This is a genomic window from Pseudothauera lacus (assembly GCF_003034845.1).
Classification (GTDB): Bacteria; Pseudomonadota; Gammaproteobacteria; order Burkholderiales; family Rhodocyclaceae; genus Pseudothauera; species Pseudothauera lacus.
Window position 1 is genome coordinate 228211 of sequence record NZ_PZKC01000002.1, and the last position, 24865, is coordinate 253075.

Here is a 24865-nt window from a genome sequence, read left to right on the forward strand (position 1 = left end):
CGTTCCTTAACTGTTTACGGATGCGGAGAGTTCGTTGAAGCGCTTGTTGGCGTCCGCCCATGCCTTGCAGGCGTCGTAGGTGGACTGGGCGATGGCGGGGATTTCCTCGTAGCCGGCAGGCAGGCGGTCTTCCACCAGGTCGTGCAGCTGCGAGGCCCATTCGCTGGAGATGCGCTTGAGTTTCCTGACTTCCTTCTCGAGCGCCTTGAGTTCTTCTTCGGTCATGGTCGTGTTCCTTGGCTCACCGTTCGCCCTGAGCCTGTCGAAGGGCGATTGTGCGGACCGGGCTTCGACAGGCTCAGCCCGAACGGAGGGGCGTTACAGGCCGGCGACTTCCGGGTACTTGCCGATGATTTCCAGGGCCACGGCGAGGTGCTTGTCGCAGTCGTCCTTCATCTTCGAGTAGCTGTCGAAGCCGAAGCGATGCACGTCGCGCAGGGTGCGGTCCATCACCACCAGCTTGCCGACGGTGATCAGTGCGCGGCCGAAGCCTTCGTGGGTGATGTTGATCAGCGGCACGGCCATCAGCCCGCATTCCTTCTCGATGAGCGCGGCGATGGCGTTGTGGTAGGCCTTGACGCGCGCGAGGATGATGTCGTCGGGGTCGCCGATCACCGGGATCTCGCGGCGCTGTTCCTTGGTGACGATGTAGGGCGCGAGCAGGCGGTCGGTGGGCCAGCCGTCGTAGTTGCCGTAGCTGTCCACGGCGCGGGTCTGGCGCACCATTTCCTTGATGAATTCGGTGCCGGCCAGCTCGGGGCTGATCTCGGGGACGATGGCGGTGGTGCTCATGGGTGGGTCTCCTGGTCAGGTATGGAGGTGCCCGGCTCAAGCAGCGCGGGCTGGAGTTGAAGGCCGGGGCGGCGGGCGATGTGGCGCAGGGCCACGAAGCCGCCACCCAGGCCGGCAAGGCTGGCGAGGACGATGGCGCCGTCGGCAAGCCCGGCGGCGGCGGCGGCGAGCATGGCGAGGACGAAGCCGGCGAGCGGAATCAGGTAGGTGACCAGGGTGGCGCGCAAGGCGGCGTCTTCGGCGACGCCGACTTCGACGAGGTCGCCGGTGCAGTAGCGCGTTCCGGGCGGGTGGGCGAGCACCAGTTCGGCAGACGGTGTGTTGCCGGCGCAGGCCTTGGCGGCGCGGCAGGCGCTGCAGGCGGACTGGCGCTCGAAACGTATGGTGAGGTGGTTGTCGTCCACCTTCACGATGCGTCCGCTGCGCGCAATCATCGGGGTGGCGGTGTTCATTCCTGCCAGCCCTCGGCTTCCATGGCGTCGAAGCGCGTGTTGTCGGCAGAGGCCTTGCTGCGGATGGCCTTGGCCAGCCAGCCGCCGGGGCCGGAGGCGAGTTCGGCCTGGATGTCGGCGATCAGCGCCTCGATGCAGGCGCCTTCTTCCACCCGTACCGGCTGCACTCCGGCGGCGAGCAGCTGCTTGACCGCCGAGGCGCCCACCGCCAGGCAATACACCGCGCCGCAACCGGCCAGGGTGGCGATCTTGCCGGGCAGCTTGTTCTCGTTGCCGTCCTGGGCGGTGTCGATGAATTCGCATACTTCGACGAGCTGCGAGGATTGGGCGCCGACCTCGAAGATGGCAAAGGCCTCGGTGGCGCCGAAGTGCTGGTTCACCGTGCTGCGGTCGGTGCTGGCGAAGGCGATGCGCACGCTTTCCATGGGGCTCTCCGTGCCGTCAGTGCCGGCCACCAGCCGCAGCCTGCGGCTGCGCGGCGTCTTCGCGCACGACGAGGCGTGAGCGATAGGGGGCGATGTGCTCATGGTTGTGCACCACCAGGTTGGCCAGATCGAACAGGGCTTGCCGGGTTCCGCGGTAGCCCACCCAGGTCTTGCAGTGGCCGCCGATGAGGTCGTACTGCGGCATGCCGGCGCGCAGCAGGGGCACGCCCAGGCGCGCGGCGGAGGCGGCAAGGTGCGAGTTGCCGAGCAGCAGCTCGGCGCCGGCCGCGCGGGCGAGGTCTTCGAGGTCTTCGAGGTCGCCCACGTGTACGCTGGCGGCGGGGATGTCGGCCAGCACCGCGGCCTTCACCGGCGCCACCGCGGCGACGATTTCGCTGCCCATGCCGGCCAGCCAGCTCGCCAGCTGGTGCAGCAGGTCGGGGTCGCCGGCAATGCCGACGCGGCGCAGGCCGGTCATGAAGTGGGTGTCCACCATGGCGTCCTGCAACTGGGCGCGGTGGCGTTCGATCTTCTCCGGCACCTTCTGCCCGGAGAGTTCGGCGAGCAAGGCGGTGAAGCGGTCGCAGGCCTCCAGGCCCATCAGGCCGTCGAAGCGCCACTCGGGCACGGCGGTACGTTCGGCGAGCAGGTCGGCGGCGCCATTCAGCGCACGCCCGATGACGACAGTGGCGGCGGCTTCGCCCAAGGTCGCCAGTTCGCCCACCGGGGTGCCGCCCAGGGTGACCGGCAGGAAGTCTTCGGCAACGATGTGGCCGTCCAGCGAGTCGGCCAGGTCCGGCACCGCGACCGGGCGCAGGCCGAAGGCCTCGACCCATTCCTTGATCGCTTCCACGTCGCCCGGGGTGAGGTGGCTGCCGAGCAGCAGATTGACCTGCTTCTTGCGCCGCCCGGCGTGGCGGGTGTGCGGCACGGTGGCCTCCAGGATGCCCTTCACCGTGGCGGCGTAACCGCTTTCCAGGCAGCCGGAAAAGTCCGGGGTGTTCACCGCGGCGACCGGGATGTGGTCGAACTCCGGGTGCTGGGCGCGGAATTCGCGCAGCAGGCGGGCGATGTCGGTGCCCTGGGTCTCGGCCAGCGCGGTGGTGGCGAGCGTCACCAGCGCGGGCTTGCTCTTGCCGCATACCGTGGCAAGCGCCTGGATGACGTTCTCGTCCGCGCTCATCACCGTGGCGACCTGGTCCATCGCCGTGGTCTGCAGCGGGATGGGCTCGCGGAAGTGGCGCACGAAGAACACCTTGGCGAAGGCGGTGCAGCCCTGCGAGCCGTGGAACACGGGCATGCCGCGGTTGATGCCCAGGCAGGCCAGTGCGGCGCCGGCGGGCGCCGAGGATTTCAGCGGATTGACCGCGAGAGCCTTGGGGTGACGGATGATCTCAGCCATGTTCGCGCTCCTCAGGCTGCGGCCAGCGGGTCGAAGGATGAATCGCCTACGGTGGGGGCGGCCGGCTCGTCGTCTTCCGCGTCCGGGCTGTCGCCCATCTCGGGACCGGCCACCACCATGGCCTTGGCCGACCACGGCGCCGGGCGGCGCACCGCCTCCCATACCGGCGATTCGAGGGTCAGCGCGAGCTGGCGGACCAGCTCCTTCATGCCCTCGTAGCCGGCGTAGGCGAATTCGCGTTCCTGGTTGATGTCGAGGAAGGGCAGGCGCGCCTTGAGCGCGGTGTACAGGTTGCGCCCGCCGGCAATCAGCAGGTCCGCCTTGAGCTCATACACCGCGTTGAGCAGGTCGCGCGCGCCTTCGCTCTTCAGCATGATGGCCTTGTCGCCCATCAGTTCGAGGATGCGCGCCTTGTCTTCCTCGGTGGATTTCTTGGTGCCGCTGGCGACCACGTTCATGCCCAGGTCCTGCAGCGCGGAGACGACCGACCAGCTCTTCACGCCGCCGGTGAACAGCAGCACGCGCTTGCCTTCCAGGCGCGGGCGCCACACTTCCAGCTCGGCGCGCACGCGCGCTTCCTCGCGGGCGATGAGGGCCTCGGTGCGTGCGATGAGGTCGGCGTCGCCGATGATGCGGGCGATGTCGCGCAGCGCCTGGCTGGTGTCGGTGATGCCGTAGAAGCTGCCTTCGAACCAGGGCACGCCCCAGCGCTCCTCGATCTTGCGCGCCACGTTGATCATCGCCTTGGCGCACACCAGCATGCTCACTTCGGCGCGGTGCATAGTCTGCACTTCGTGAAAGCGCGCGTCGCCGGACAGCGTACACAGCACGCGGATGCCCAGCTCGTCGAACAGCGGCATGATGTGCCAGAGCTCGCCGGCGATGTTGTATTCGCCGATCAGGTTGATGCTGTGCACGGTGATGCCCGGCGGCACCGCGTCGGCGGGCAGCGGGTCCGGCTCGCGGGTGCCGATGACGTGCTTGAACATCGCCTCGCCGGCGATGCGGTTGCCGAGGTTCTTGGTGCCGTAGAAGCCGGCCGAATCCACCGGCACCACCGGCACGCCCCAGCGTTCGGCGGCGGCCTTGCACACCGCATCGACGTCGTCGCCGATCAGTGCGGGCACGCAGGTGTTGTAGACGAACACGGCGGCCGGGTTGTAGCGGTCAATGGCCTGCTTGATGCCGTGGAACAGGCGCTTCTCGCCGCGCCCCATGATCACGTCCTGCTCGGAGAGGTCGGTGGTCATGCCGATCTTGTACAGCGTGGGCCCCGAGGAGCGGGTGCCGCGGTTGTCCCAGGAGTTGCCCGCACAGGCGATCGGCCCATGCACGATGTGGGCGACGTCGGCGATCGGCAGCAGGGCGATCTGCGCGCCGTCGAAGGCACAGCCGCCGGCCGAGGCGCCGGGCTTGGGGCGCGCGCAGCCGGACTTTTCCTTCTTGTTGTGCGCACAGGCCGGCTCGTCCAGCAGGGCGGCGATGTCGGAGGCTTTCACGGTGGGGCTCCAGGGACGGTTCGCTGGGGGTGGTGCAAGGGTTGTGCCAGCGGGGAGGGTCGGCCTGGAAGCGCCGTGCGCCGCGGTTTCCAAGCGTCGCGCCTATGTACGGAAACCGACAATGTGCGGCAGTGATGTGGGGTTTGTCGCGCGCCCATGGGCGCCGGTTTCGCGTGTGTAGGAGCGGCCTTGGCCGCGATGCGGCGTACGGAAAGCTTGCGGACGTATCGCGGGCAAGCCCGCTCCTACAACTTCATCGCCCGCCGCATCAGCACCGCGGCATGCACCGCGTGCCGCCCCACGCCGTCGTGGATCTGCTGCCGGCACGAGAACCCGTCGGCCACCACCGTGGCTTCCGGTGCCGCGCGCAGCGCCGGCAGTAGCTCGGATTCGGCCATCTGCAGGCTCAGCGCGTGGTGTTCGGCCTCGTGGCCGAAGCTGCCGGCCATGCCGCAACAGCCGGCTTCGATGATCTCCAGGTCGAGCTGCGGGATCAGCGCCAGCGCCTTCTTGAGCGGTTTCATGCCGCCATAGGCCTTCTGGTGGCAGTGGCCGTGGACCAGCACTTTCTCGCCCGCTAGCGGCCCGAAGGCGAGCTTGAAGCGGTCGGCGGCGTGCTCCCTGGCGACGAATTCCTCGAACAGGAAGGCCTGTTTGGCAAGCTTGTCCACCTCCGCGCCCAGCCCGAGGCTGTAGTACTCGTCCTTGAGCATGTAGAGACAGGAGGGCTCCAGGCCGACCACCGGGATGCCGGCGACAATCGCCGGGGCGAGCGCGGCCACCAGGCGTTGCGCCTCGGCGCGGGCCTCGTCGATCAGTCCGTTGGACAGCAGGCTGCGCCCGCAGCACAGCGCGCGCTGCGGCGTGGCATCGTCCGCAACCGGTGCGATGACATCGACCGCGTAGCCGGCGGCGGTCAGCACCTCGATGGCGGCGGTGGCGTTGCCCGGCTCGAAGTGGCGGGTGAAGCTGTCCACCAGCAGGGCGACGCGCGGACGCTCGGTCTCGGCGGCTGGTGCCGGCGGCGCGGTGAACGGCTGCGCTGCGGGTTCCGGCAGGCGGCGTGCAGCGGCCAGTCCCAGCCAGCGCTCGCCGAGCGCGGCGGCCAGCGGCAGGCGGTTGCGCAGGCGGATCAGGCGGCCCAGCCACGGCCAGCGCGCCAGCCAGCGCGTGCTGCGGGCGAACACGCGCTCGCGCGGCGCGAGACCGTGTTTCTGCGCGCGCTGGGCCAGCCATTCGGTGCGCAGCAGGGCCATGTCCACGCCGTTGGGGCACTCGCGCTTGCAGCCCTTGCAGCCCACGCACAGCGCCATGGCGGCGGCCAGCTCGGGGCTGTCGAAATCGATCTCGGTGCCGTCGGCGTTGAGCACCGCCTTGAGCGCTTCCACGCGCCCGCGGGTCGAATGCTGGGCCTCGCCGGTGAGGCGGAAGCTCGGGCACATCACGCCCTTGCGCTCGGTGCGCTGGCACTGGCGATTGCCGATGCACACCGCCACCGCGCGGGCGTAATGCCCGCCGCGCGCCGGGATGCCGGCGTAGGCGTCGCCTTGGCCATAGCTGGCGTAGGCGGACCAGTCCAGTGCCGCGCTCATGCCGTCGGCCGCCGGGTCGGGGGCGGGCGGGGTTGCAGGGGCGGCGCTGGCACCGGGATTGAATCCGAAGGCGTCGATGGAGAAGTCGGGCGTCTGGCGATGGTCGGACATGGTCGTCAAGCCTGGTGAGCAATGGATGAGGCATAGCAAATTTGGCGCCAGCAGGTTGGCATCGTGTTTGCTTGGAAGCCTGCAGCGATCACGCGCTGATCAGTGCTTCCGACAATTCCCTTCCTGGAGTGCGACATGCTCAAGCCGAAGAAACACGTTCTCGTCTGCGTACAGGGCCGCCCGCCCGGCCATCCGCGCGGTTCCTGTCAGCAGAAAGGTTGCAACGAGGTCTACCAGGGTTTCCTGGAAGCCTTTCAGGCACGCAACCTGTGGAACGACTACGCGGTGACCAATACCGGCTGTCTTGGCCCCTGTTCGGCCGGCCCCAGCGTGCTGGTGTACCCGGAAGGGATCATGTACACCGGCGTTGCGGCGGCCGACGTGAGCGCCATCATCGACGAGCACCTGATCGGCGATACGCCCGTGGAGCGCCTCAAGGCGCCCGCGGATCTCTGGTAAGCAGGAGAAGACCATGGACGGTGCAACTTACGGTCTGGGCGAAGTGGTCTTTGCCAGTGAGGACCTGTACAACGACGGCAGCCTGCCCGAAATCGAGGACGGTGCGCTGGTGGCGGCGGCGGGCACGCGCGGGGTGGTGGTGAAGGCTGGCCACCTTGATGGTCAGCCGCAGATGGAGATCTTCGCGGTGCGCTTCGAAGGCGCGGATGACGTGCTCGGCCCGCCGGTGGGTTGCCTCACCGACGAGCTCACCCAGGAATACACCCCGGCGCCGCGTGCATGAAGATCGCCGTGGCCTCCCGCGACGGCTGCTGCCTTGACGGCCATGCCGGCAAGGCGGCGCACTGGCTGGTGTTCGAGTGGGATGAGAACGATCCCGACCGGCCGCTGACCGCGCCGCAAAGCGTGCGTCTGGAAAAGGACCAGATCTTTCACTACTTTGACGATGGCGGGCCGCATCCGCTCGACGGTGTGGCCTTGATCATCGCCGCCAGCGCCGGCGACGGTTTCCGTCGCCATATGGGCAAGCGCGGCGCCGAGGTGCTGCTCACCGGCGAGCGTGAGGCGCGCGTCGCGGTGGAGAAGCTCGTTGCCGGCGAGGCGCTCGACGGCGTGCGCTTCGACCCGTTGCGCCTGGTGTGCAGCGTGCGGGATCTGTTTGCGCGGCATTGAGGCGGTATTGCTGCGGTCTGTCTAAAGTTGGCGGTGCGGTCGTTCATGGCGACTGCTCACCGGCAAGTCGTCGGCCAATCCAGACATCGGCAGTAGCCGAGACTTTACCGCTTCAACAAGTCTCCCTGCAGGGTTATTTGTCTACGCAACTTTTATCCCTACCGGGATATTATAAATATCTGCATATAGCCATTTATGGATAATTTGAGTTCTCAGAAATATCCCTGTGTGGCGTATTCAGTGTTGTATTATTAACCCTGCAGGGATAATATATAGCCAGATATGTCGCCCTGCAGGGAGATTATGATGGACAAGTCCTACCGCTGGCTGCAACTGCACCAAGCCGATAAGCAGCTGAAGCCCTGGATCAAGAAGACCTTCCCGCCGCGGCCGTCCTGCGGCTGGATACGGACCATCCGGGAAGCCCTTGGCATGACTGCTGTGTCGCTCGCTCAGCGCCTGCACGTGAGGAACTCCACGGTGCATAAGCTTGAGAAGAGCGAGGCCGACGACGGCATCTCACTGGCCTCTCTGCGCAAGGTTGCCGCGGCGCTCGACTGCGAACTGCACTATGTCCTCGTGCCGAAGACGCCCCTGGAGACCAAGCTGAAGGACCAGGCCAAGGCCGTGGCTCGGAAGCACATGCTCCCCGTGGTGCATACCATGTCGCTTGAGGATCAGGCCGTTGGCAGCAAGGCGCAGCAGGCCCAATTGGAGCTCATAGCGAAAGAGCTGCTCGACGGCAACTGGCGCGAATTGTGGTGATGGAGTTCACGTACCAGCCCGGGCAGACACCGCTCGACCCGGATGAAAAAGAGGGCCTGAAGCCCAAGCACGTGTCGACGCAGGGCGAGCTCAATGAGTGGGAACAGCTCAACATCATCAAGGGCGCCCGGTGGGCTCAGCGCCAGCTCAAGCACGACATCCTGGATGATGTGTTCCTGCGCGAGTTGCACAAGCGGATGTTCAGCGAAACATGGACATGGGCCGGCACGTACCGCAAGAGTGACAAGAATATCGGCTGCGATTGGCGTCAGGTTTCCACGCGCGTCCGGAACTTACTGGAGAACACCAGGTATCAGGTCGAACTCCAGGTCATGCCCCCGGATGAGCTGGCGGCACGGTTTCACCACCAGCTGGTGCTCATCCACCCGTTTCCGAACGGCAATGGGAGGTGCTGTCGCTTGATAACCGACCTCATGCTCAGGAAGATGGGCCAGGAGCCATTTTCATGGGGCGGCGGGGGATACGCTTCCCTCCTGAGTCAGAGCGAGCTGCGTGCTGAATACCTGGCCGCCCTGCGAGCAGCTGACCAAGGCGACATCGCGCCACTTCTTGCCTTCGCGCGCAAGTAACTCAATCCTCGCAACGACGCTAGCATGCATGTGCTACGACAAGCAGGATTGGATCGGTGGGTAAAAGGATGACAGGTACCTGAAGGGGCACTTTTCGTATTGCTGACTGAACTCACAGCTGGCGGCGCGAGCGAGCACGGCGTGCCACGGCGAGCGTACTTCGCTCAGCCCGAACGGTATTTGTATTTGTTGCCGGGTTAATGGTCAGATGCTGTAGGGCGTTTCCACCCAGGCCTTGACCAGTTCGATGTCGCGCTGCGGCAGGTAGGCGAGGTCTTCCTGGAGGTCGGCGTAGACCTTGCCCGGGAGGGTGCGCGGGACGCGGCGGCCGCTGACCATGTGGAAGTACCACGCAAAGCCGTAGCCGGCGGCGCGGTCGAAGTCGTGCAGCTGCTGCGCCAGGTCGGTGCCGCGGGCGTCCTCGCTGCCTTGCCAGGTCGGTGCGTGGGCCGCCACCGGCACGGCGCCGTAGCGGGTCTGGCGGTAGCGGTCGAGATGCTCGGAGAGCGCCAGCACCCAGTGGTCGCTGAAGTGGCGGTGCTGGCCGGCGCTGGAACGCGCCCAGTCGTCGAGGAAGCGCATCACCGGGGCGGGGTTGCCGGCCTGGTTGGCGATGCGGGCGATGTGGGCGGAGACGTCGGTGAGGCGGCGGCAGCTGTAGCGCGGTTTGCCCAGGCGCTGCGGCGGCGGCAGGCCTTCGGGGCGTTCGAGCAGGGCTTCGACGGATTCGGCGGACATGTTGCGGCAGCCCAGCGGGTGGCTGATCACCTCCTGCAGTTCTTCCACTTCCAGTTGCAGGTAGTCGGCCGGGGCCTTGCCGCGGATGGCGACCAGGTAGTGGGTGATGCCCTGCTCGCGGGTGAGGCTGTAGCCGCACGCGCAGAGGCGCTCGGCAAGCACTTCGCCGTCTTCCCCGGCCTCTTCCCAGGCGGCCTCGAGCCAGCCGAGGGCGTCTTCGGCCACGCAGCGGCCGTCGCGGTCGATGATGCGCCCCGGGCGGAACCAGCCGCCGCGCGACAGGCGCGGGGCGAAGTCCGGCCCGCCTTCGCGACGCAGGGCGTCGAGGAGGGGCGCATGGCCGGGCACCGGCGCGGTGGACACGCAGAGGCGGAAGGCCAGTTCGGCGAGGTCGGCGGGGCTGAGCAGGGTCATCAGGGCGTCCTTGGCGGCGGAGGGGCGGCGATACCCAGGCGTTCGGCGGCGAGTGCGCGCACGTCGGGTTCGGGGTCGTCGAGCACGGCGTGCAGGGCTTCCAGTGGCGCCTGCGCGACGGCGGCGGCGCGTACTGTCCATTCGGGGTCGGCGAGCAGGGCTGCGGCGGCCTCGGGCAGCATGCGGGCGGCTGCGATGGCGCGCACCTGAGGGTCGGGGTCGGTGGCCATGCGGGCGAGCGCGAAGGCCGGCAGGCGGCGGGCGACTTCCTTGCGCACTACGGCGTCGGGGTCATCAGCCATGCGCGGCAGGCGGCCATGGGGCAGGCGGCGGGCGACCTGCAGGCGGACGGCGTAATCGGCGTCGCGCATCATGCGTTCGAGCAGTTCCGGCGGCAGGCGGCTGGCAACGGTGATGCGCACCTCGCGGTCCTCGTCGCGGGCCATGCCGAGCAGGGCTTCGCCATCGAGGCGGGTGGCCACCGAACGGCGCACTGTCTCGTCGGCATCGCGGGCGAGGCGGCCAACGCGTTCGGCGGGCGCCCACTTGACGGCGATGGCGCGGCGTTCCCAGAACGGGTCGTCGAGGCAGCGTTCGGCCCACTCGCGGTTGCGCGCCATGAAGCGGTCGATCTGGCGGCCGCTGTGGGCCACCAGACAGGCGTCGCCGGGAGCGCAGGTGCCGCGCGCGAGGGTGTCGTTGCGCAGCGCACACTGGGTACAGGGGTTGGGCGCTGGCGTCGGCGGGAGCTCCGCGGCCGGCTCAGTCTTCGTCGTCACTGTCACGCCGGGGCACCTGGGTGGGGTCGCAGATGATCGCGCGATAGACCTCCACGCGATCGCCGGGCTGCAGTGCGGTGTCGAGCTGAACCACCTTGCCGAACACGCCCACCTTCTGTGTTTCGAGGTCTATCGTCGGGTACATGTCGAGCAGGCCGGAGCGTTCGATGGCGTCCAGCGCGGTGGCGCCGTCGGCGACGTCCACGCGCAGCCAGACCTGACGACCGCCGTCGGCGTAGGCCACACCCACTCTCATTGCAGCGTCCTCCGCGGTGTCATGCCGATGCCCCCGCGCCCGCCGCCGCGCTGCGCTGGCGGGCGCTCTGGCGGGTGTCCCAGACGCGCTTGCCGGCGATCAGGAAACCCAGGGCGAGGAAGCCGCCAGGGGGCAGGATCATCAACAGGAAACCCTTGTAGTCGCGGATCAGGGTCAGTTCCATGAAGTGGAAGGGTTCGCCGAGGAGCAGGCTGGCGCCGGCGAACAGGGTGCCGGCGCCGAGGATCTCGCGCACCGCGCCGAGCACCACCAGGGCGATGGTGAAGCCCAGGCCCATTGCCAGGCCATCGACCGCCGCGGCGCCGACCGGGTTCTTCGACGCGAAGGCCTCGGCGCGCCCGAGGATGCCGCAGTTGCAGACGATGAGGGCGATGAACAGGCCCAGCACCTTGTAGAGGTCGTGCAGCCAGGCGTTGATGCTCATGTCCACCAGAGTCACCAGCGAGGCGATCAGCACCACGAATACCGGGATGCGCACGCTGGGGCTGACCCAGTTGCGAATCAGCGCCACGCCAACGTTGGCCAGCAGCAGCACGGCGGTGGAGGCCAGCCCCATGCCGAGGCCGTTGGTGGCGGTACCGGTGACCGCCAGCAGCGGGCACAAGGCCAGCATCTGGGCGAACACCATGTTCTCCGACCACAGCCCGCGGCCGACGATGCCGCGGTAGTCGATGGCCGGCGGCGGCGCGGCGGGGGCGCTGTCGGCGGGCAGGGTGGCGTCGGCGGCGGTGCTCATTGGGCGGCTTCCTCGGTGGTGGCGGCCGATGCTGCGCGAGCTGGCGCCGCCGGTGCGTCGTCGCCGAGCATCGCGCTGCGTTGCGTGGCGTACAGTTCCAGCCCCTGCCTGACGGCGGCGACCACCGCGCGCGGGGTGATGGTGGCGCCGGCGAACTGGTCGAACTCGCCGCCGTCCTTCTTCACTGCCCAGCGCGCGGGCAGCGGCTCTTCGAGCGACTTGCCGGCGAAGGCGAGCACCCAGGGGTGGCGGGCGACTTCGATCTTGTCGCCCAGTCCGGGGGTTTCGCCATGGCCGGTGACGCGCACGCCGGTGACCGTGCCGCTGCGGTCCACCCCCATCACCAGGCGGATCGGCCCGGCGTAGCCCTTGCCGGTCATCTGGTAGATCACCGCCACCACGGCTTCGCCCTGGCGGGCGCGGTGCACGGTGAGCGGGCGGCCATCGGGTCCGGCGATGCTGACGGTGTCGGCGAGGAGATCGTTGTCGTGGAAGTTCTCCGGCAGCACCTGGGCCAGCGAGGCGGCGACGTCGCGCGCCTCGGCGGCGGCAATGGCCGGGCCGGTGGCGGTGTGGGCGAGGGCGAGGGCGGCGCCGGCGAGCAGGGTGACCGTTCCCAGCGAGACGGTCTGGTACCACAGGGCGTCGAGGTGTTTGGCGGCTGACGTGCTCATCGCTCAGTTGCCCTTCGGTGCGGCCGGGACCATGCTGCGGCCGGCGCGGGTGCGGCCGAAGATGCGCGGGCGGGTGTAGTGGTCGATCAGCGGGGTGGCAGCGTTCATCAGCAGGATGGCGAAGGCCACGCCCTCGGGGTAGGCGCCCCAGGTGCGGATGATCCAGGTCAGCAGCCCGCAGCCGATGCCGAACAGCCACTGCCCGAGCGGGGTCGACGGCGAGGTGACGTAGTCGGTGGCTATGAAGAAGGCGCCCAGCATCACCCCGCCGGCGAGCAGGTGGGCGAGCGGCGGCAGGTAGCGGTCGGGGGCGATGAAGTGGGCGATCGCGGCCGGTATGGCGATGCCGAGGATGAAGGCGAGCGGGATGCGCATGCCGATGACGCGCATGAAGATCAGGAACACTCCGCCGGCGGCGAGCAGGAGCGCGGTGGTTTCGCCCAGACTGCCGGCACGGTCGCCGGCGCCCAGGGCGAGCGGATCGAACTGGCCGGTGAGGCTGGCCGACAGCGGCACCCCCTGGGTGGCTTCGGCACGCACGTGATCGAGCAGCGAGGCGCTGGTCATGCCGTCGGGCAGGCCGGCGCCGAAGGTGATCGCCAGCGCCCCGAGGGCGTCCGGCGCGCCGGCCGAGCCCAGCGGCAGCGGGGCCAGCCACTGCGTCATCTCCACCGGGAAGGAGATCAGCAGCATCACCCGTGCGGCCATCGCCGGGTTGAAGAGGTTCTGGCCGAGGCCGCCGAAGGCATGCTTGCACACCACCATCGCAAAGGCGCCGCCGACCACGCCGACCCACCACGGTGCCCACGGCGGCAGGGACAGCGCCAGCAGCCAGCCGGTGAGCACCGCCGAGCCGTCGGCCAGTGCCGGGCGGGCGGGGCGGCCGGCGAGGCGCACGCAGAGCACCTCGGTGAGCGCACAGGCGAGCACGGTGACCAGCCAGAGGTAGATCGCCGGCCAGCCGAAGCGCCAGAAGCCGGCCAGGGTGGCGGGCAGCAGCGCGACCATCACCAGCAGCATCACCTGCCCGACCGGGCGGGCGCCGTGGGCGTGGGGGGAGGAGACGATGTTCATGCCGCGCTTTCCTCGCTGGCGGGTTGTGCGGCGGCTTTGGCGGCGGCCTCGGCCTTGGCGCGTTCGCGCTCGGCCTTGCGGCGCGCGGCGGCTTCGGCCTTTTCACGCGCTTCGCGTTCCATGCGGGCGTTGCGGGCTTCGACCAGTTCGCGGATGGCATCCTGCTTGAGCTTGTTGCGGTCGCGCGCGGCCAGTTCGCCCTTGGCGTGGTTGAAGTACTGCACCAGGGGGATCTTCGACGGACAGACGAAGGAACAGGTGCCGCAGCCGATGCAGTCCTTGAGGCCCAGGTCCACCGAGGCGGCGAGGTCGCCGGCACGGATGCGCGCGGCCATCTCCAGCGGCAACAGTCCGATCGGACAGGCGCCGACGCAGGACGCGCAGCGGATGCACGGCCCTTCGCTGGGCTGGCTGGCGCCGATCTCCGCGGCGGTGAGCGCGAGCACGCCGCCGGAGCCCTTCATGATCGGCAGTTCGAGGGTATTGACCGCCATTCCCATCATCGGCCCGCCCATCACCAGGCGTGCCGGGGTGGCGGTGAGGCCGCCGCAGAACTCGACCAGCGCGCTGGCCGGGGTGCCGATGCGGACTTCGAGATTGCGCGGGGTGCGCACGGCACCGCCGGCGACGGTGACGATGCGCCGGGTGAGCGGTTCGCCATGGCGGATGGCGCGGTGGATGGCGGCCGCGGTGGCGACGTTGTGCACCATCACGCCGATGTCGGCGGAGCGCCCTTGCGAGGGCACCTCGCGGCCGGTGAGCCAGGCGATGAGCTGCTTTTCCGAACCCATGGGGTAGCGGCTGGGGACCGCGACGACGGCGACCTCGTCGTGCGCGGCGGCGGCCGCACGCAGCGCGGCGATGGCTTCGGGCTTGTTGGTTTCGACGCCGATCAGCGCGCGTTCGCCGCCGATCGCCCGCAGGATGATGCGTGCGCCATCCACCACCTCGGCAGCGCGCTCCTGCATCAGGCGGTCGTCACAGCACAGATAGGGTTCGCACTCGCCGCCGTTGAGGATCAGGGTCGGGATCGGCGCACGCACGCCGAGGCCGAGCTTGACCGCCGCAGGGAAGGTGGCGCCCCCCATGCCGACGATGCCGGCGGCGGAGACGCGGCGGGCGATCTCCGCCGGTTCGAGGGTGAAGGGGTCGGCGCCGTCGAATTCCACTGCCTCGTCGGCGCCGTCGCTCTCCAGCATGATCGCCGGGCCGCCGAGTCCGGAGGGGTGCGGTACCTGCACCTCGCCGATGCCGGCGATGATGCCGGAGGTCGGGGCGTGGATGGGGGCGGAGACCGGACCCGCCGCCTCGGCGAGCAACTGTCCGCGCAGCACGCGCTCGCCGGCCTGCACCAGCGGGCGCGCGGGAGCGCCGATGTGCTGGGTGAGCGGCAGGGTGAACAGCGGCGGCAGCGGGATGGGGGCGATTGCAGTGCCCGCGGCGGGCTGCTTGCGGCCATCAGGGTGTGCGCCCCAGCGCTTCAGCGCGCGGGTGAGCTTCAACAGCAGGGAGGTGTCGGCGGCGCCCATGCTTGCGTTCTCAGGCTGCTTTTGCGGCGGCCGTGGCCGGCACTGCCGCGGGGTAGGGCTGGGCGGCCGGCTTGGGCCATACCCAGGTCTGCAGGGTCATCGGCACCGGGGTGAGGGTGATCGCCCCGGTGGGGCACAGCGGCTCGCACTTCGCGCACCCGGTACAGGCTTCGCGGATCACCGCGTGGATCTGCTTCATCGCCCCCATCACCGCATCGGTGGGGCAGGCGCGGAAGCACTTCGTGCAGCCGATGCAGATTTCCTCGCGCACGCCGGCGACCAGCGGCACCTCGTCGGCCACCGCGCTGGCGTCCAGGCTCAGCCCCAGGCGCGCGGCGAGCGCCTCGGCGAGCGCCTTGCCGCCCGGCGGGCAGCAGGTGGCGGCGGCTTCGCCGCGCGCCAGTGCGGCGGCGGCGCCGGCACAGCCGGGGTAGCCGCACTGGCCGCAGTTGGTGCCCGGCAGCATGGCTTCCAGCTCGGCCTCGATGCCGCTGGCCTCGACGCGGAAGGCGCGCGCGGCGACGCCGAGGATGAGCCCGAAACATACGCCCAGCAGGGCGAGACTGAGGATGGCGCTGACCATGGGGTTGTCCTCCGTCAGTGGTTGGTGAGGCCGGCGAAGCCCATGAAGGCGAGCGACAGCAGGCCGGCGGTGACGAAACCGATGGGCGCGCCGGCGAAGGCGGCCGGCACGCGGGCCAGCGCGAGGCGTTCGCGCAGGCCGGCAAACATGATCAGCACGAGGGTGAAGCCGGCCGCCGAGCCGAGCGCGTAGAGCACGCTGGTGACGAAGCCGGCGCCTTCCTGGATGTTGAGCAGGGCGACACCGAGCACCGCGCAGTTGGTGGTGATCAGCGGCAGATAGATGCCCAGTACCTGGTAGAGCTCGGGGGCGTTCTTCTTTACCGCCATCTCGACGAACTGCACCGTGGCGGCGATCACCAGGATGAAGCCGAGGATGCGCAGGTAGCCGAGCTCCAGCGGCACCAGCAGCCAGTGTTCCAGCATCCAGGTCAGCGCGCTGGTCAGCACCAGCACGAAGGTGGTGGCCAGCCCCATGCCCACCGCGCTGTCGACCTTGCGCGACACGCCCATGAAGGGACACAGGCCAAGGAACTTGACCAGCACCACGTTATTGACCAGCGCGGTGCCCAGCAGCAGCATCACCCATTCGTTCATTGCATCGTTCTCCACGCGTACGGGCTACCGGCAGCAGAACCCGTGCCACGCCGTGTGCTGCGTCTAAGCAGATGATTTTTATGGATTGGTGCGCCGCGACGAGGGTGTTGCGCTGTTTCGATTGCGCCATCCGCAAAGGGATTGTCATGAACGCGACAGTCGGTGCGCGGCGCTAGCCGGGGTCCTGCCCGGCACCTCCGTGGCACATCGCTTGCTTTGCTTTGTCCGACTACGCCGCGAGACAATCATGATGGCCATACCCGCTTCCGCCCCCGCACAGCCGGGCCCCTTTCCGGCCCACATCACCGATGCGCTGTTTCACCATGCCATCGACCAGTCCGCGATCGCGGTGTCGATCACCGATTCCGCTGCCAACATCCTGTACGTCAATCAGGCCTTCTGTGCGATCACCGGCTACAGCGCCGCGGAAGTGGTGGGGCGCAACCAGTCGCTGCTGTCCTACCGCTCCACGCCCAGGGCGGTGTATCAGGAGCTATGGCGGGCGCTGACCGCCGGGCGGCCGTGGAGCGGGCGCCTGCTCAACCGCCGCAAGGACGGCCGGCCGTATGTGGCCGAACTCACCGTCACGCCACTGGCGCCCCAATCTGGTGCGGAAGGGGGCAGTCATTACCTCGGCATGCACTGGGATGCCACCGAGGAGCACCGCCTGGCGCGCCAGCTTGCCAACCACAAGCAGCTCATCGAGTCGGTGATTTCGGTGGCGCCGGTGGCAGTGGCACTGCTCAACAGCGACGGTCAGGTGGTTCTCGACAACCCCGCCTACCGGCGCATCTCGGAGGAGATGCGCGTCGTCGAGCCGGCCCATGAGGTCATGACCGCGCTGCAGCAGAGCCTCGGCGAGGCCTTCCACCATGCCGTCACCCATCGCCGTGCGCTGAGCAACCACGAACTGCGCTTCGAGCGCGCCGGCGGCGGCGAGGCGCGCTGGTACTCCTGTTCGCTGACCTGGTTCGAGGAGCGCTCGACGCTCCCGGATGCCTTCTACGGCGACGACTGCACCGACTACCAGTTGCTGGTGATGCACGATATCAGTGCATCGAAGCGCCAGGAGGAGGCCCTGCGCCTGGCGGCGATGCGCGCCATGCTCTCCGAAGGGGAGCTCAACCAGAGTCTGCGCGAGACCCTCGCCGGTGCGGTGTTCCAGCTCCAGGGCCCGGTCAACCTGATCGCTGCCGCAGCCACGCTGCAGCGTCGCCGGGCCGGCCAGTCCGCTGCTTTCGACCCGCTGGCGCAGGCACTCGCCGACGCCCAGAATGCCGGCGAACAGGCCATCGCCACGCTGCAGGCGGCGATGCCGCCGGCCCCCGAGGAGCCCAGCGGCCCGGTCAACCTCAACGAAGTCCTGCGCGACGTGCTGATGCTGGAAACCGAAGCCCTGCTCAGTGCCGGGATCACCGTCGATTGGCGGCCGGCCCATGTGTTGCCTTCGGTGCAGGGCGATCCCGCGGCGCTGCGCAACCTCTTCCGCCAGCTCGTCAGCAATGCCGTCGAGGCGATGAACGTGCGTGGCTGGAACGAGCGTGGCCTGTTCCTCGGCACCGTCGCGCGCGACGGCCAGGTCGAGGTCGAGATCGTCGATACCGGCCCCGGCATTCCCGAGGCGCTGCGCCTGAAGATCTTCGAGCCTTTCTTCTCCACCAAGCCCTCGCGCGGCGGTGCGCGCGGCGTCGGCCTGTCGCTGGCGCAGGAAATCGTCAGCCGCCACCGCGGCGTGCTGGAGATCGACCCCCGCCATCTCGGCGGCTGTCGCCTGCTGGTCAGCTTCCCGGCCTCGCGGGTGGCGGCCAATGGCGCGGAGGGACGCGGATGACTGCGGCCCTGCCCCCCGATGCCGGTGAGGCCCGTGCGGCCTGGCTGGAGTCCGCCCTCGAATCGCTCTACCGCGTCAGCCGCGTGCTGTCGCGTTCGCTGGAGCTGCGCGAGACCCTGGCCGAGGTGTTGCGGGTGCTCGACGAGGAATGCGGCTTCAACCGTGCCCTGGTGACCCTTGCCGAACCCGACGGCGAGGTCATGGCGCTGTCGGCGCTGCATGGCGTCGATGCGCCCTGTAGCCCGGATCTGCGCTGGCGTTCCGGCGAAGGCGTGATCGGCCTGGTCCTGCAGCGCGGTCGTGCGCAGGTGCTCGAACGTCTTGCCGACGACCCACGCTACCTTGCCCAGCGCGGCCTCTTCGACGGTGAGGCGCCGTTCATCGGCGTACCCATCCGCGTCGGCCACGAAACCGTCGGCGTGCTCGCCCTGCAGCCGCCGCCAGTGGCGCGCGAACGCCTGGAAGATGACGCCCACCTCGCCGAGATGGTCGCCAACCTGATCGGCCAGACCGTCCGCCTCGCCCAGCAGGTGCGCCAGGAGCGCCGCGACCTCGCCGAGGAGCGCGATACCCTGCGCCGCGCGGTGCGCAACCGCTACGGCTTCGACAATGTCGTCGGCCATACCATGAAGATGAAGCAGATCTTCGAGCAGGTGCGTCAGGTCGCGAAGTGGAACACCACTGTGCTGGTGCGCGGCGAGACCGGCACCGGCAAGGAGCTCATCGCCCAGTCCATCCACTACAACTCGCCGCGCGCCGCCGGGCCCTTCGTCAAGCTCAACTGTGCGGCGCTGCCGGAGAACCTGCTCGAATCCGAACTCTTCGGCCATGAGAAGGGCGCGTTCACCGGCGCCATGGCGCAGCGCAAGGGGCGCTTCGAGATGGCCGATGGCGGCACCCTGTTCCTCGACGAGATCGGCGAGATCTCCGCCTCCTTCCAGGCCAAGCTGCTGCGCGTGCTGCAGGAGGGCGAGCTGGAGCGGGTCGGCGGCGTGCGCACGCTGAAGGTGGACGTGAGGGTGATCGCCGCCACCAACCGCGACCTGGAAAACGAGGTCGAGCAGGGCAAGTTCCGCGAGGATCTCTACTACCGCCTCAACGTCATGCCCATCATGCTGCCGCCGCTGCGCGAGCGCGTCGAGGACATTCCCGAGATCGCCCGCCACCTGGTGGACAAGATCGGCGCCAGTCAGGGGCGTCCGCTGAACATCACCGACGCCGCCCTGCGCGTGCTCCTCCACCATGCCTGGCCGGGCAATGTGCGCGAACTGGAGAACTGCATCGAACGTGCGGCGGTAATGAGCGACAACGGCACCATCGACCGCGATCTCATCCTCATCTCCGGGATCGAGGAGCGCGTCACCCCGCTGCGTGGCGGTGCCGCGGCGATCGATCTCAACGATCCCGAGCTCGACGAACGCGAACGCGTCATCGCCGCGCTCGAGCAGGCCGGCTGGGTGCAGGCCAAGGCCGCTCGCCTGCTCAACATGACGCCGCGACAGATCGCTTACCGCATCCAGACGCTGAACATCAAGGTGCGCCAGATCTGAGCGCAGACGAGGTGTTTCGGCGTGTAAAGCTGCCCCCGCGGCGCGGAACTCGCAGCGCGCGGGCACACTCACTGCTCCCGTGACCCCGGACAGCAGTGGAGACTTCGAAATGAGCAACAAGAACACCATCGCCAGCTTTCTGCTGGCCAGCGCCGCCTTTTTCGCCGCCCCGCTGGGCGCCAGCGAGCGCCTGCCGTCCGACGCCCGCCCGCTGTCGCAGATCGTCGCCGAGCTGGAGCGCCAGGGCTACGCCCCCATCGTCGAGGTCGATCTGGACGACGGCCGCTGGGAGGTCGAGGCCTACCGCGAGGGCCGCAAGGTCGAACTGAAGGTGGATCCCCGCAGCGGCGCCGTGCTCTCCGAACGCGCGGATGATTGACTGTGCCCTCCGGCGTGCAGCCCGCACCGCGAGCCGGATCGCCTGACCGAGCGCCTCCTGCCGGGCCGAAGCGTGCATACTGAGGTCCGGACAACCCACCTCAGGAGGCCCCCGTGCAGCTCATCGGCATGCTCGATTCGCCCTATGTCCGCCGTGTGGCGGTATCGCTCCAGCTCCTTGGTCTGCCCTTCGAACACCGTCCGGTATCGGTGTTCCGCCATTTTGACGAGTTCCGCCGCATCAATCCGACCGTCAAGGCGCCTTCGCTGATCTGCGATGACGGCATGGTGCTGATGGATTCCTCGCTGATCCTTGAGTACGCCGAGAGTTTCCCCACCCGCCGGCGCAGCCTGGTGCCCGCCGACGGCGCGGGCCTGCAGCGCGATCTGCAGCGGGTCGGACTGGCCCTGGCGGCCTGCGAGAAGAGCGTGCAGATCGTCTATGAGCGCCAGTTGCGTCCGGCCGAGAAGGTGCATGCGCCGTGGGTGGAACGCGTCAGCGGTCAGTTGCGCGCCGCCTGCGCCGGGCTGGAGGCGGCCTATGCGGCGCAGCCGGTGACCGTGGCGGAGGACAGGCTGAGCCGTGGCGACGTCGCCAGTGCGGTAGCGTGGTATTTCATCCAGGACATGGTGCCCGATGCGGTGCCGGCGGCGGACTATCCGGCGTTGGGGGCGCTTTCCGCCCAGGCCGAAAGCCTGCCCGCCTTTCGCGCCGCAGCGCATGGCTCCGGTACCGTGCGCACGCAGACTTGAGGCAGCTCTGCGCGGGCGGCGGCAGGAGCATGGGGACCGCGGTCCGGCACTGAACCATGTCAAAATGCCGTCCGTCGCAACTGCAGATGGAACCGCCCGCAATGTCGCCCACGCTGGTCCGTATTGCCTTCATCGTGCTGCATCTGGTGCAGTATGTCGTCGTTGCCCTCGCCGGCTGGAACGTTTCCGCCATCGTTGCCGCGCTGTTGCTCGGCGCGCAGTTGCTGCCGGTGGCGCACTTCGAGAAGAACTTCAAGGTTTCGCCCAAGCTGGTCAGCCAGATCGGCAGCCTGGTGTGGCTGGCGGTGGCCTTCGTGGAGATGCGCCTGGCCGGGGGCTGAGCCGGTATGGGTGCCTCCGCGCCGTACCCTCTGACCCTGCGGAGCGCTTGTTGCGAGTGCCACACAGGCCTCGCCGGGCACTGTGACATATCCGACAATGCCCCCTCCGTGTGTGCCCTGGATGCTGTGGATTCAATGACTTGAAGCACTGAGCGGGCTGGCATGCCCCTTGCGATGCTGAAGCATCAGAGCACGCAAGGGGAAGCACGATGGAACTCCCGGTCATCAGCAACGCCGCGCCCGCCGCCGCCAGCGGCTGTAGTTCCAGTGGCTGTGGCAGCGCGCCGGATGCGCTCGCGCATCTGCCCGACCACATCCGCGCCAAGGTGCAGGACCATCCCTGTTATTCGGAGGAGGCCCACCACCACTTTGCCCGCATGCACGTGGCGGTGGCGCCGGCCTGCAACATCCAGTGCAACTACTGCAACCGCAAGTACGACTGTTCCAACGAGTCGCGCCCGGGGGTGGTGTCGGAGTTGATGACGCCCACGCAGGCGGTGAAGAAGACGCTCGCGGTGGCTGCCGCCATCCCGCAGATGAGCGTGCTGGGCATTGCCGGCCCCGGGGACCCCCTGGCCAACCCGGAGCGCACCTTCGAGACCTTCCGCATGCTCTCGGAGCAGGCCCCGGACATCAAGCTGTGCGTGTCCACCAACGGCCTGTCGTTGCCGGACTGCGTCGATGAACTCGCCAAGCACAACATCGACCACGTCACCATCACCATCAACTGCGTCGATCCCGAGATCGGCGCGCAGATCTATCCGTGGATCTTCTGGAACAACCGCCGCATCCGTGGCGTGGAAGGTGCGCGCATCCTCATCGAGCAGCAGCAGAAGGGCCTCGAGATGCTCACCGCGCGCGGCATCCTGGTGAAGGTCAACTCGGTGATGATCCCCGGCGTGAACGACCAGCACCTCCAGGAGGTGTCGAAGATCGTCAAGGCCAAGGGCGCCTTCCTGCACAACGTCATGCCGCTGATCGCCGAGGCCGAGCACGGCACCTACTACGGCATCATGGGCCAGCGCGAACCCACCGCGCTGGAGCTGGAAGCCCTGCAGGACGCCTGTGCCGGCGACATGTCGATGATGCGCCACTGCCGCCAGTGCCGTGCCGACGCGGTCGGCATGCTGGGCGAGGACCGCGGCGACGAATTCACCCTCGACAAGATCGACACCATGGAGGTCGACTACGCCACGGCGATGGTCGAGCGTGCCAAGGTTCATGAGCAGATCAGCGCCGAGCTGGAGATGAAGCGCCAGTTGCGCGCCGCGCCGCGCTTCCAGCCCGAGCTGGTCGCCATCGAAGCCGCCGCGCCGGCGTTGCGCAACGTGCGCATCGCCGTTGCCACCAAGGGTGGCGGAGTGATCAACGAGCACTTCGGCCACGCCCACGAGTTCCTGGTGTATGAAGTCGGCCCGCAGTCGGCGCGCTTCCTCGGCCACCGCAAGTGCACGCCCTACTGCATGGGCGACACCTCCTGTGGCGACGGCGAAACCGTGCTCGCCGGCATCATCCGCTCGCTCGAAGGCGTCGAAGTGCTGCTCGCCAGCAAGATCGGCTTCGAACCCTGGGGTGATCTGGAGAAGGCCGGCATCCAGCCCAATGGTGAACACGCCATGGAGCCGATCGACGAAGCCCTGCGCGCGGTGTACGACGAGCTGGCCGCTGCCGGCAAGCTTGCCGCCGCCCCTGTCACCGCCGGCGCCCGCGCCGCAGCCTGAGGAGCCCCGCCATGAGCCTCGTCATCAACGACCTCTGCGTGGGCTGCTACGCCTGCGAACCGCTGTGCCCCAACAAGGCCATCAGTGCCCCGCTGGAGCGTGGCCGTCCGGTGTTCTTCATCAACCCGGACAAGTGTACCGAGTGCCTGGGCGACCACGACCTGCCGCAGTGCGCCGAAATCTGCCCGATCGAAGGGGCGATCATCGACGAGTACGGCGAGCCGCTGAATCCGCCCGGCTCGCTCACCGGCATCCCGCTGCACTTGCTGGATCTCGCGCGAGAAGGCGAATGTCGCATGTGACCTTCTGGTGGAAGCCCGGCTGCGCCACCAACACCCGCCAGATCCGCCTGCTGGAAGCGGCCGGCTGCACGGTGACGGTGCGCGATCTGCTCAGCGAGGTGTGGACGCCGGAGCGCCTGGCCGGCTTCTTCGGCGCGCTGCCGGTGGCGCAGTGGTTCAACCCGGCCGCCCCGGCGGTGAAGTCCGGCGCCGTGGTGCCGGGTGCCTTCAGCCCTGAGGCGGCACTGCTGCGCATGGTGGAAGAGCCGCTGCTGATCCGCCGCCCGCTGATCGAGGTCGGCGGCCTGCGCCGCGCCGGCTTCGACCCCGGCTGGCTGGCGCTGCGCGGCGTGGTGCTGACCGACGCCGAGGTGCCGCAAGGCTGCAGTCATGGCGAACATGCCCATACGGCCTCCTGCCCGCCGCCCGCTGCAGTGGCGGCTACTCATCCGGCAGCCGAGCACGCGACACCGTTCGCCCTGAGCTTGTCGAAGGGCATTGGTTCCGAACGGGCTTCGACAGGCTCAGCCCGAACGGAATCCGATAAGGCGCCGGGATGAGCGCCCCGGTCGCGGTCGTGCCCGGCCAGCCCGTTGCCATCGCCGCCGATGTGCACTGGGTGGGTGCGCTCGACCCCGACCTGCGCCAGTTCGACATCATCCTGCGCACCGCCAACGGCACCAGCTACAACGCCTATGCGGTGCGCGGCAGCGCCGGCGTGGCGGTCATCGACACCGTCAAGGCCGAGTTCGCCGCCGACTTTTTCGCCCGCTTGTGGGCGTGCTGCCGGCCGGACGAGATCCGCGCCATCGTCCTCAACCACCTCGAACCGGATCACACCGGCGCGCTGCCCGAGCTGCTGCTCGCCGCACCGCAGGCGCGGGTCTATCTGTCCGCCGCGGCGCTCAAGATGCTCAAGGGCATCGTCAAGGACGGCGTGGATGAATCCCGCCTGGTGGTCGTGGATGAGGACACCCGGGTGGATCTCGGCGGGCGCAGCCTGCGCTTCCTGTACACCCCCTATCTGCACTGGCCGGACACCCAATGCACCTGGGTGGAGGAAGACGGCCTGCTGTTCTCCGGCGACGTGTTCGGCTGCCACTTCTGCGATGCACGCCTGTTCAACGACCGCGTCGGCGACTTCCGCTTCTCCTTCGATTACTACTACCAGCACATCATGCGGCCCTTCCGCGAGCATGTGCTCTCCGCCCTCGACCAGATCGAGCCGCTGCCCATCCGCCTTGTCGCCCCGGCCCACGGCCCGGTGCTGCGCGATGCGCCGCTGAGCTATGTGCGCCGCTACCGTCAGCTCGCCACCCCGCAACTGGCCAACGAGGCCGGCGAACGCGAGAAGACCCTGCTGGTGTTCTACATCAGCGCCTACGGCAACACCGCGCGCATGGCCCAGGCGGTGCGTGACGGCGCCGAAGGCGTGGACGGCGTGCGGGTGTCGCTGTACGACCTCGCCGGGGGGGATGCCGCGCCCTTCGTCGACCTCATCGAAGAGGCCGACGGCCTAGTGTTCGGCTCACCCACCATCAACGGCGACGCCGTCAAGCCGGTGTGGGAGCTGCTCTCCTCGCTCACCCTGGTCAAGGTCAAGGGCAAGTTCGGCGCCGCCTTCGGTTCCTACGGCTGGAGCGGCGAGGCCGTCGGCCTCATCGAGGACCGCCTGCGCGGGCTCAAGCTGCGCGTGCCGCGCCCCGGCGTGAAGGTCAAGCTCATCCCCACCGACGAGGAACTGGCCGCCTGCACCACCCTGGGCCGCGAACTGGCCGAACACCTGGTCGGCCGCGCCGCCCCCCGTCACATCGACTTCACTGCGCCTGGCGCGCTCGTTGCGTAAGAGGA

30 protein-coding genes are annotated in these 24865 nt (G+C 68.6%); 14 read left to right on the top strand and 16 right to left on the bottom strand.

Translation table 11 applies throughout. The features are described from left to right. Positions 1-6: 6 nt before the first annotated feature. The 7 genes from C8261_RS03000 to C8261_RS03030 form a co-directional block, all read right to left on the bottom strand. Complete coding sequence (locus C8261_RS03000; protein ID WP_107492179.1) at positions 7-225, bottom strand: CCE_0567 family metalloprotein; 219 nt, start codon at positions 223-225, stop codon at positions 7-9. Between the two features lie 93 nt (positions 226-318). Then, a complete protein-coding gene (locus C8261_RS03005) occupies positions 319-792 on the bottom strand; it encodes a NifX-associated nitrogen fixation protein (protein ID WP_107492180.1) in 474 nt (157 codons plus the stop codon). Further along, positions 789-1244: a SoxR reducing system RseC family protein gene (locus tag C8261_RS03010; RefSeq protein WP_107492181.1), complete on the bottom strand. Its 456-nt coding sequence runs from the start codon at positions 1242-1244 to the stop codon at positions 789-791. Before C8261_RS03010 ends, C8261_RS03005 begins: the two co-directional genes overlap by 4 nt. After that, positions 1241-1669, bottom strand: coding sequence for a NifB/NifX family molybdenum-iron cluster-binding protein (locus C8261_RS03015; RefSeq protein WP_107492182.1), 429 nt, complete (start codon positions 1667-1669; stop codon positions 1241-1243). Before C8261_RS03015 ends, C8261_RS03010 begins: the two co-directional genes overlap by 4 nt. A 16-nt stretch (positions 1670-1685) precedes the next feature. Continuing rightward, on the bottom strand, positions 1686-3071 hold the full coding sequence (gene nifN / locus C8261_RS03020; protein WP_107492183.1) for a nitrogenase iron-molybdenum cofactor biosynthesis protein NifN: 1386 nt from the start codon (positions 3069-3071) through the stop codon (positions 1686-1688). A gap of 11 nt (positions 3072-3082) precedes the next feature. After that, a complete protein-coding gene (nifE, locus tag C8261_RS03025) occupies positions 3083-4570 on the bottom strand; it encodes a nitrogenase iron-molybdenum cofactor biosynthesis protein NifE (RefSeq protein ID WP_107492184.1) in 1488 nt (495 codons plus the stop codon). Positions 4571-4815: 245 nt separating this feature from the next. Continuing rightward, positions 4816-6273, bottom strand: a complete 1458-nt coding sequence (locus tag C8261_RS03030; RefSeq protein WP_235864815.1) for a (Fe-S)-binding protein — start codon at positions 6271-6273, stop codon at positions 4816-4818. A gap of 135 nt (positions 6274-6408) precedes the next feature. Between C8261_RS03030 and C8261_RS03035 the strand changes: the two genes are divergently transcribed. The 5 genes from C8261_RS03035 to C8261_RS03055 all read left to right on the top strand — a co-directional run bounded on the left by C8261_RS03035 (position 6409) and on the right by C8261_RS03055 (position 8759). Then, positions 6409-6732, top strand: coding sequence for a (2Fe-2S) ferredoxin domain-containing protein (locus C8261_RS03035; RefSeq protein ID WP_107492185.1), 324 nt, complete (start codon positions 6409-6411; stop codon positions 6730-6732). A gap of 13 nt (positions 6733-6745) precedes the next feature. After that, positions 6746-7015, top strand: a complete 270-nt coding sequence (locus C8261_RS03040; protein WP_107492186.1) for a nitrogen fixation protein NifZ — start codon at positions 6746-6748, stop codon at positions 7013-7015. Next, positions 7012-7404, top strand: coding sequence for a NifB/NifX family molybdenum-iron cluster-binding protein (locus C8261_RS03045; RefSeq protein ID WP_107492187.1), 393 nt, complete (start codon positions 7012-7014; stop codon positions 7402-7404). The genes C8261_RS03040 and C8261_RS03045 overlap by 4 nt, the downstream gene beginning before the upstream one ends. A gap of 306 nt (positions 7405-7710) precedes the next feature. Continuing rightward, positions 7711-8169 (top strand): mobile mystery protein A, encoded by a 459-nt coding sequence (locus tag C8261_RS03050; RefSeq protein ID WP_107492361.1) that lies wholly within the window; start codon positions 7711-7713, stop codon positions 8167-8169. Continuing rightward, positions 8169-8759: a mobile mystery protein B gene (locus tag C8261_RS03055; RefSeq protein ID WP_107492188.1), complete on the top strand. Its 591-nt coding sequence runs from the start codon at positions 8169-8171 to the stop codon at positions 8757-8759. Before C8261_RS03050 ends, C8261_RS03055 begins: the two co-directional genes overlap by 1 nt. A gap of 204 nt (positions 8760-8963) precedes the next feature. Here the strand turns inward: C8261_RS03055 and C8261_RS03060 are convergent, their stop codons facing one another. From C8261_RS03060 to rsxA, 9 genes are read right to left on the bottom strand one after another with little or no spacing between them, the layout of a single operon-like run. Beyond that, the gene (locus C8261_RS03060; protein WP_107492189.1) at positions 8964-9911 is read right to left on the bottom strand and encodes a hypothetical protein; all 948 of its coding nucleotides are present in this window, start codon (positions 9909-9911) and stop codon (positions 8964-8966) included. After that, positions 9911-10690, bottom strand: coding sequence for a 4Fe4S-binding leucine-rich repeat protein (locus C8261_RS03065; RefSeq protein ID WP_107492190.1), 780 nt, complete (start codon positions 10688-10690; stop codon positions 9911-9913). The genes C8261_RS03060 and C8261_RS03065 overlap by 1 nt, the downstream gene beginning before the upstream one ends. Then, positions 10674-10946, bottom strand: a complete 273-nt coding sequence (locus C8261_RS03070) for an RnfH family protein (protein WP_107492191.1) — start codon at positions 10944-10946, stop codon at positions 10674-10676. The genes C8261_RS03065 and C8261_RS03070 overlap by 17 nt, the downstream gene beginning before the upstream one ends. Positions 10947-10965: 19 nt before the next feature. Continuing rightward, complete coding sequence (locus C8261_RS03075) at positions 10966-11703, bottom strand: electron transport complex subunit E (RefSeq protein WP_107492192.1); 738 nt, start codon at positions 11701-11703, stop codon at positions 10966-10968. Then, the gene (rsxG, locus tag C8261_RS03080) at positions 11700-12377 is read right to left on the bottom strand and encodes an electron transport complex subunit RsxG (RefSeq protein ID WP_107492193.1); all 678 of its coding nucleotides are present in this window, start codon (positions 12375-12377) and stop codon (positions 11700-11702) included. The genes C8261_RS03075 and rsxG overlap by 4 nt, the downstream gene beginning before the upstream one ends. A 3-nt stretch (positions 12378-12380) precedes the next feature. Beyond that, positions 12381-13451 (bottom strand): RnfABCDGE type electron transport complex subunit D, encoded by a 1071-nt coding sequence (locus C8261_RS03085; protein WP_107492194.1) that lies wholly within the window; start codon positions 13449-13451, stop codon positions 12381-12383. Further along, the gene (gene rsxC / locus C8261_RS03090) at positions 13448-14980 is read right to left on the bottom strand and encodes an electron transport complex subunit RsxC (RefSeq protein ID WP_107492195.1); all 1533 of its coding nucleotides are present in this window, start codon (positions 14978-14980) and stop codon (positions 13448-13450) included. The genes C8261_RS03085 and rsxC overlap by 4 nt, the downstream gene beginning before the upstream one ends. Positions 14981-14990: 10 nt before the next feature. Then, positions 14991-15563 (bottom strand): RnfABCDGE type electron transport complex subunit B, encoded by a 573-nt coding sequence (locus C8261_RS03095; protein WP_107492196.1) that lies wholly within the window; start codon positions 15561-15563, stop codon positions 14991-14993. Between the two features lie 14 nt (positions 15564-15577). Beyond that, on the bottom strand, positions 15578-16159 hold the full coding sequence (gene rsxA / locus C8261_RS03100; protein WP_107492197.1) for an electron transport complex subunit RsxA: 582 nt from the start codon (positions 16157-16159) through the stop codon (positions 15578-15580). Positions 16160-16406: 247 nt separating this feature from the next. On the opposite strand from rsxA, the gene nifL reads away from it, so the two are divergent. The 9 genes from nifL (at position 16407) to C8261_RS03145 (ending at position 24860) form a co-directional block, all read left to right on the top strand. Further along, positions 16407-17990 carry a nitrogen fixation negative regulator NifL gene (gene nifL / locus C8261_RS03105; protein ID WP_107492198.1) on the top strand — a complete coding sequence of 528 codons (1584 nt, stop codon included), beginning with the start codon at positions 16407-16409 and terminating at the stop codon, positions 17988-17990. Further along, positions 17987-19540, top strand: a complete 1554-nt coding sequence (gene nifA, locus C8261_RS03110; RefSeq protein WP_107492199.1) for a nif-specific transcriptional activator NifA — start codon at positions 17987-17989, stop codon at positions 19538-19540. Before nifL ends, nifA begins: the two co-directional genes overlap by 4 nt. A 109-nt stretch (positions 19541-19649) precedes the next feature. Further along, positions 19650-19919: a PepSY domain-containing protein gene (locus tag C8261_RS03115; RefSeq protein ID WP_107492200.1), complete on the top strand. Its 270-nt coding sequence runs from the start codon at positions 19650-19652 to the stop codon at positions 19917-19919. A 113-nt stretch (positions 19920-20032) separates the two neighbouring features. Continuing rightward, complete coding sequence (locus C8261_RS03120) at positions 20033-20671, top strand: glutathione S-transferase family protein (protein ID WP_107492201.1); 639 nt, start codon at positions 20033-20035, stop codon at positions 20669-20671. An 86-nt stretch (positions 20672-20757) separates the two neighbouring features. Further along, positions 20758-21012: a hypothetical protein gene (locus C8261_RS03125; protein ID WP_181358827.1), complete on the top strand. Its 255-nt coding sequence runs from the start codon at positions 20758-20760 to the stop codon at positions 21010-21012. Between the two features lie 209 nt (positions 21013-21221). Continuing rightward, positions 21222-22733, top strand: a complete 1512-nt coding sequence (gene nifB / locus C8261_RS03130; protein ID WP_107492203.1) for a nitrogenase cofactor biosynthesis protein NifB — start codon at positions 21222-21224, stop codon at positions 22731-22733. Positions 22734-22744: 11 nt separating this feature from the next. Further along, positions 22745-23035 (top strand): 4Fe-4S binding protein, encoded by a 291-nt coding sequence (locus tag C8261_RS03135; RefSeq protein WP_107492204.1) that lies wholly within the window; start codon positions 22745-22747, stop codon positions 23033-23035. After that, positions 23023-23574, top strand: coding sequence for a thioredoxin domain-containing protein (locus C8261_RS03140; protein WP_107492205.1), 552 nt, complete (start codon positions 23023-23025; stop codon positions 23572-23574). Before C8261_RS03135 ends, C8261_RS03140 begins: the two co-directional genes overlap by 13 nt. Beyond that, the gene (locus tag C8261_RS03145) at positions 23571-24860 is read left to right on the top strand and encodes an FprA family A-type flavoprotein (protein ID WP_107492206.1); all 1290 of its coding nucleotides are present in this window, start codon (positions 23571-23573) and stop codon (positions 24858-24860) included. Before C8261_RS03140 ends, C8261_RS03145 begins: the two co-directional genes overlap by 4 nt. The last annotated feature ends 5 nt before the right edge of the window (positions 24861-24865 follow it).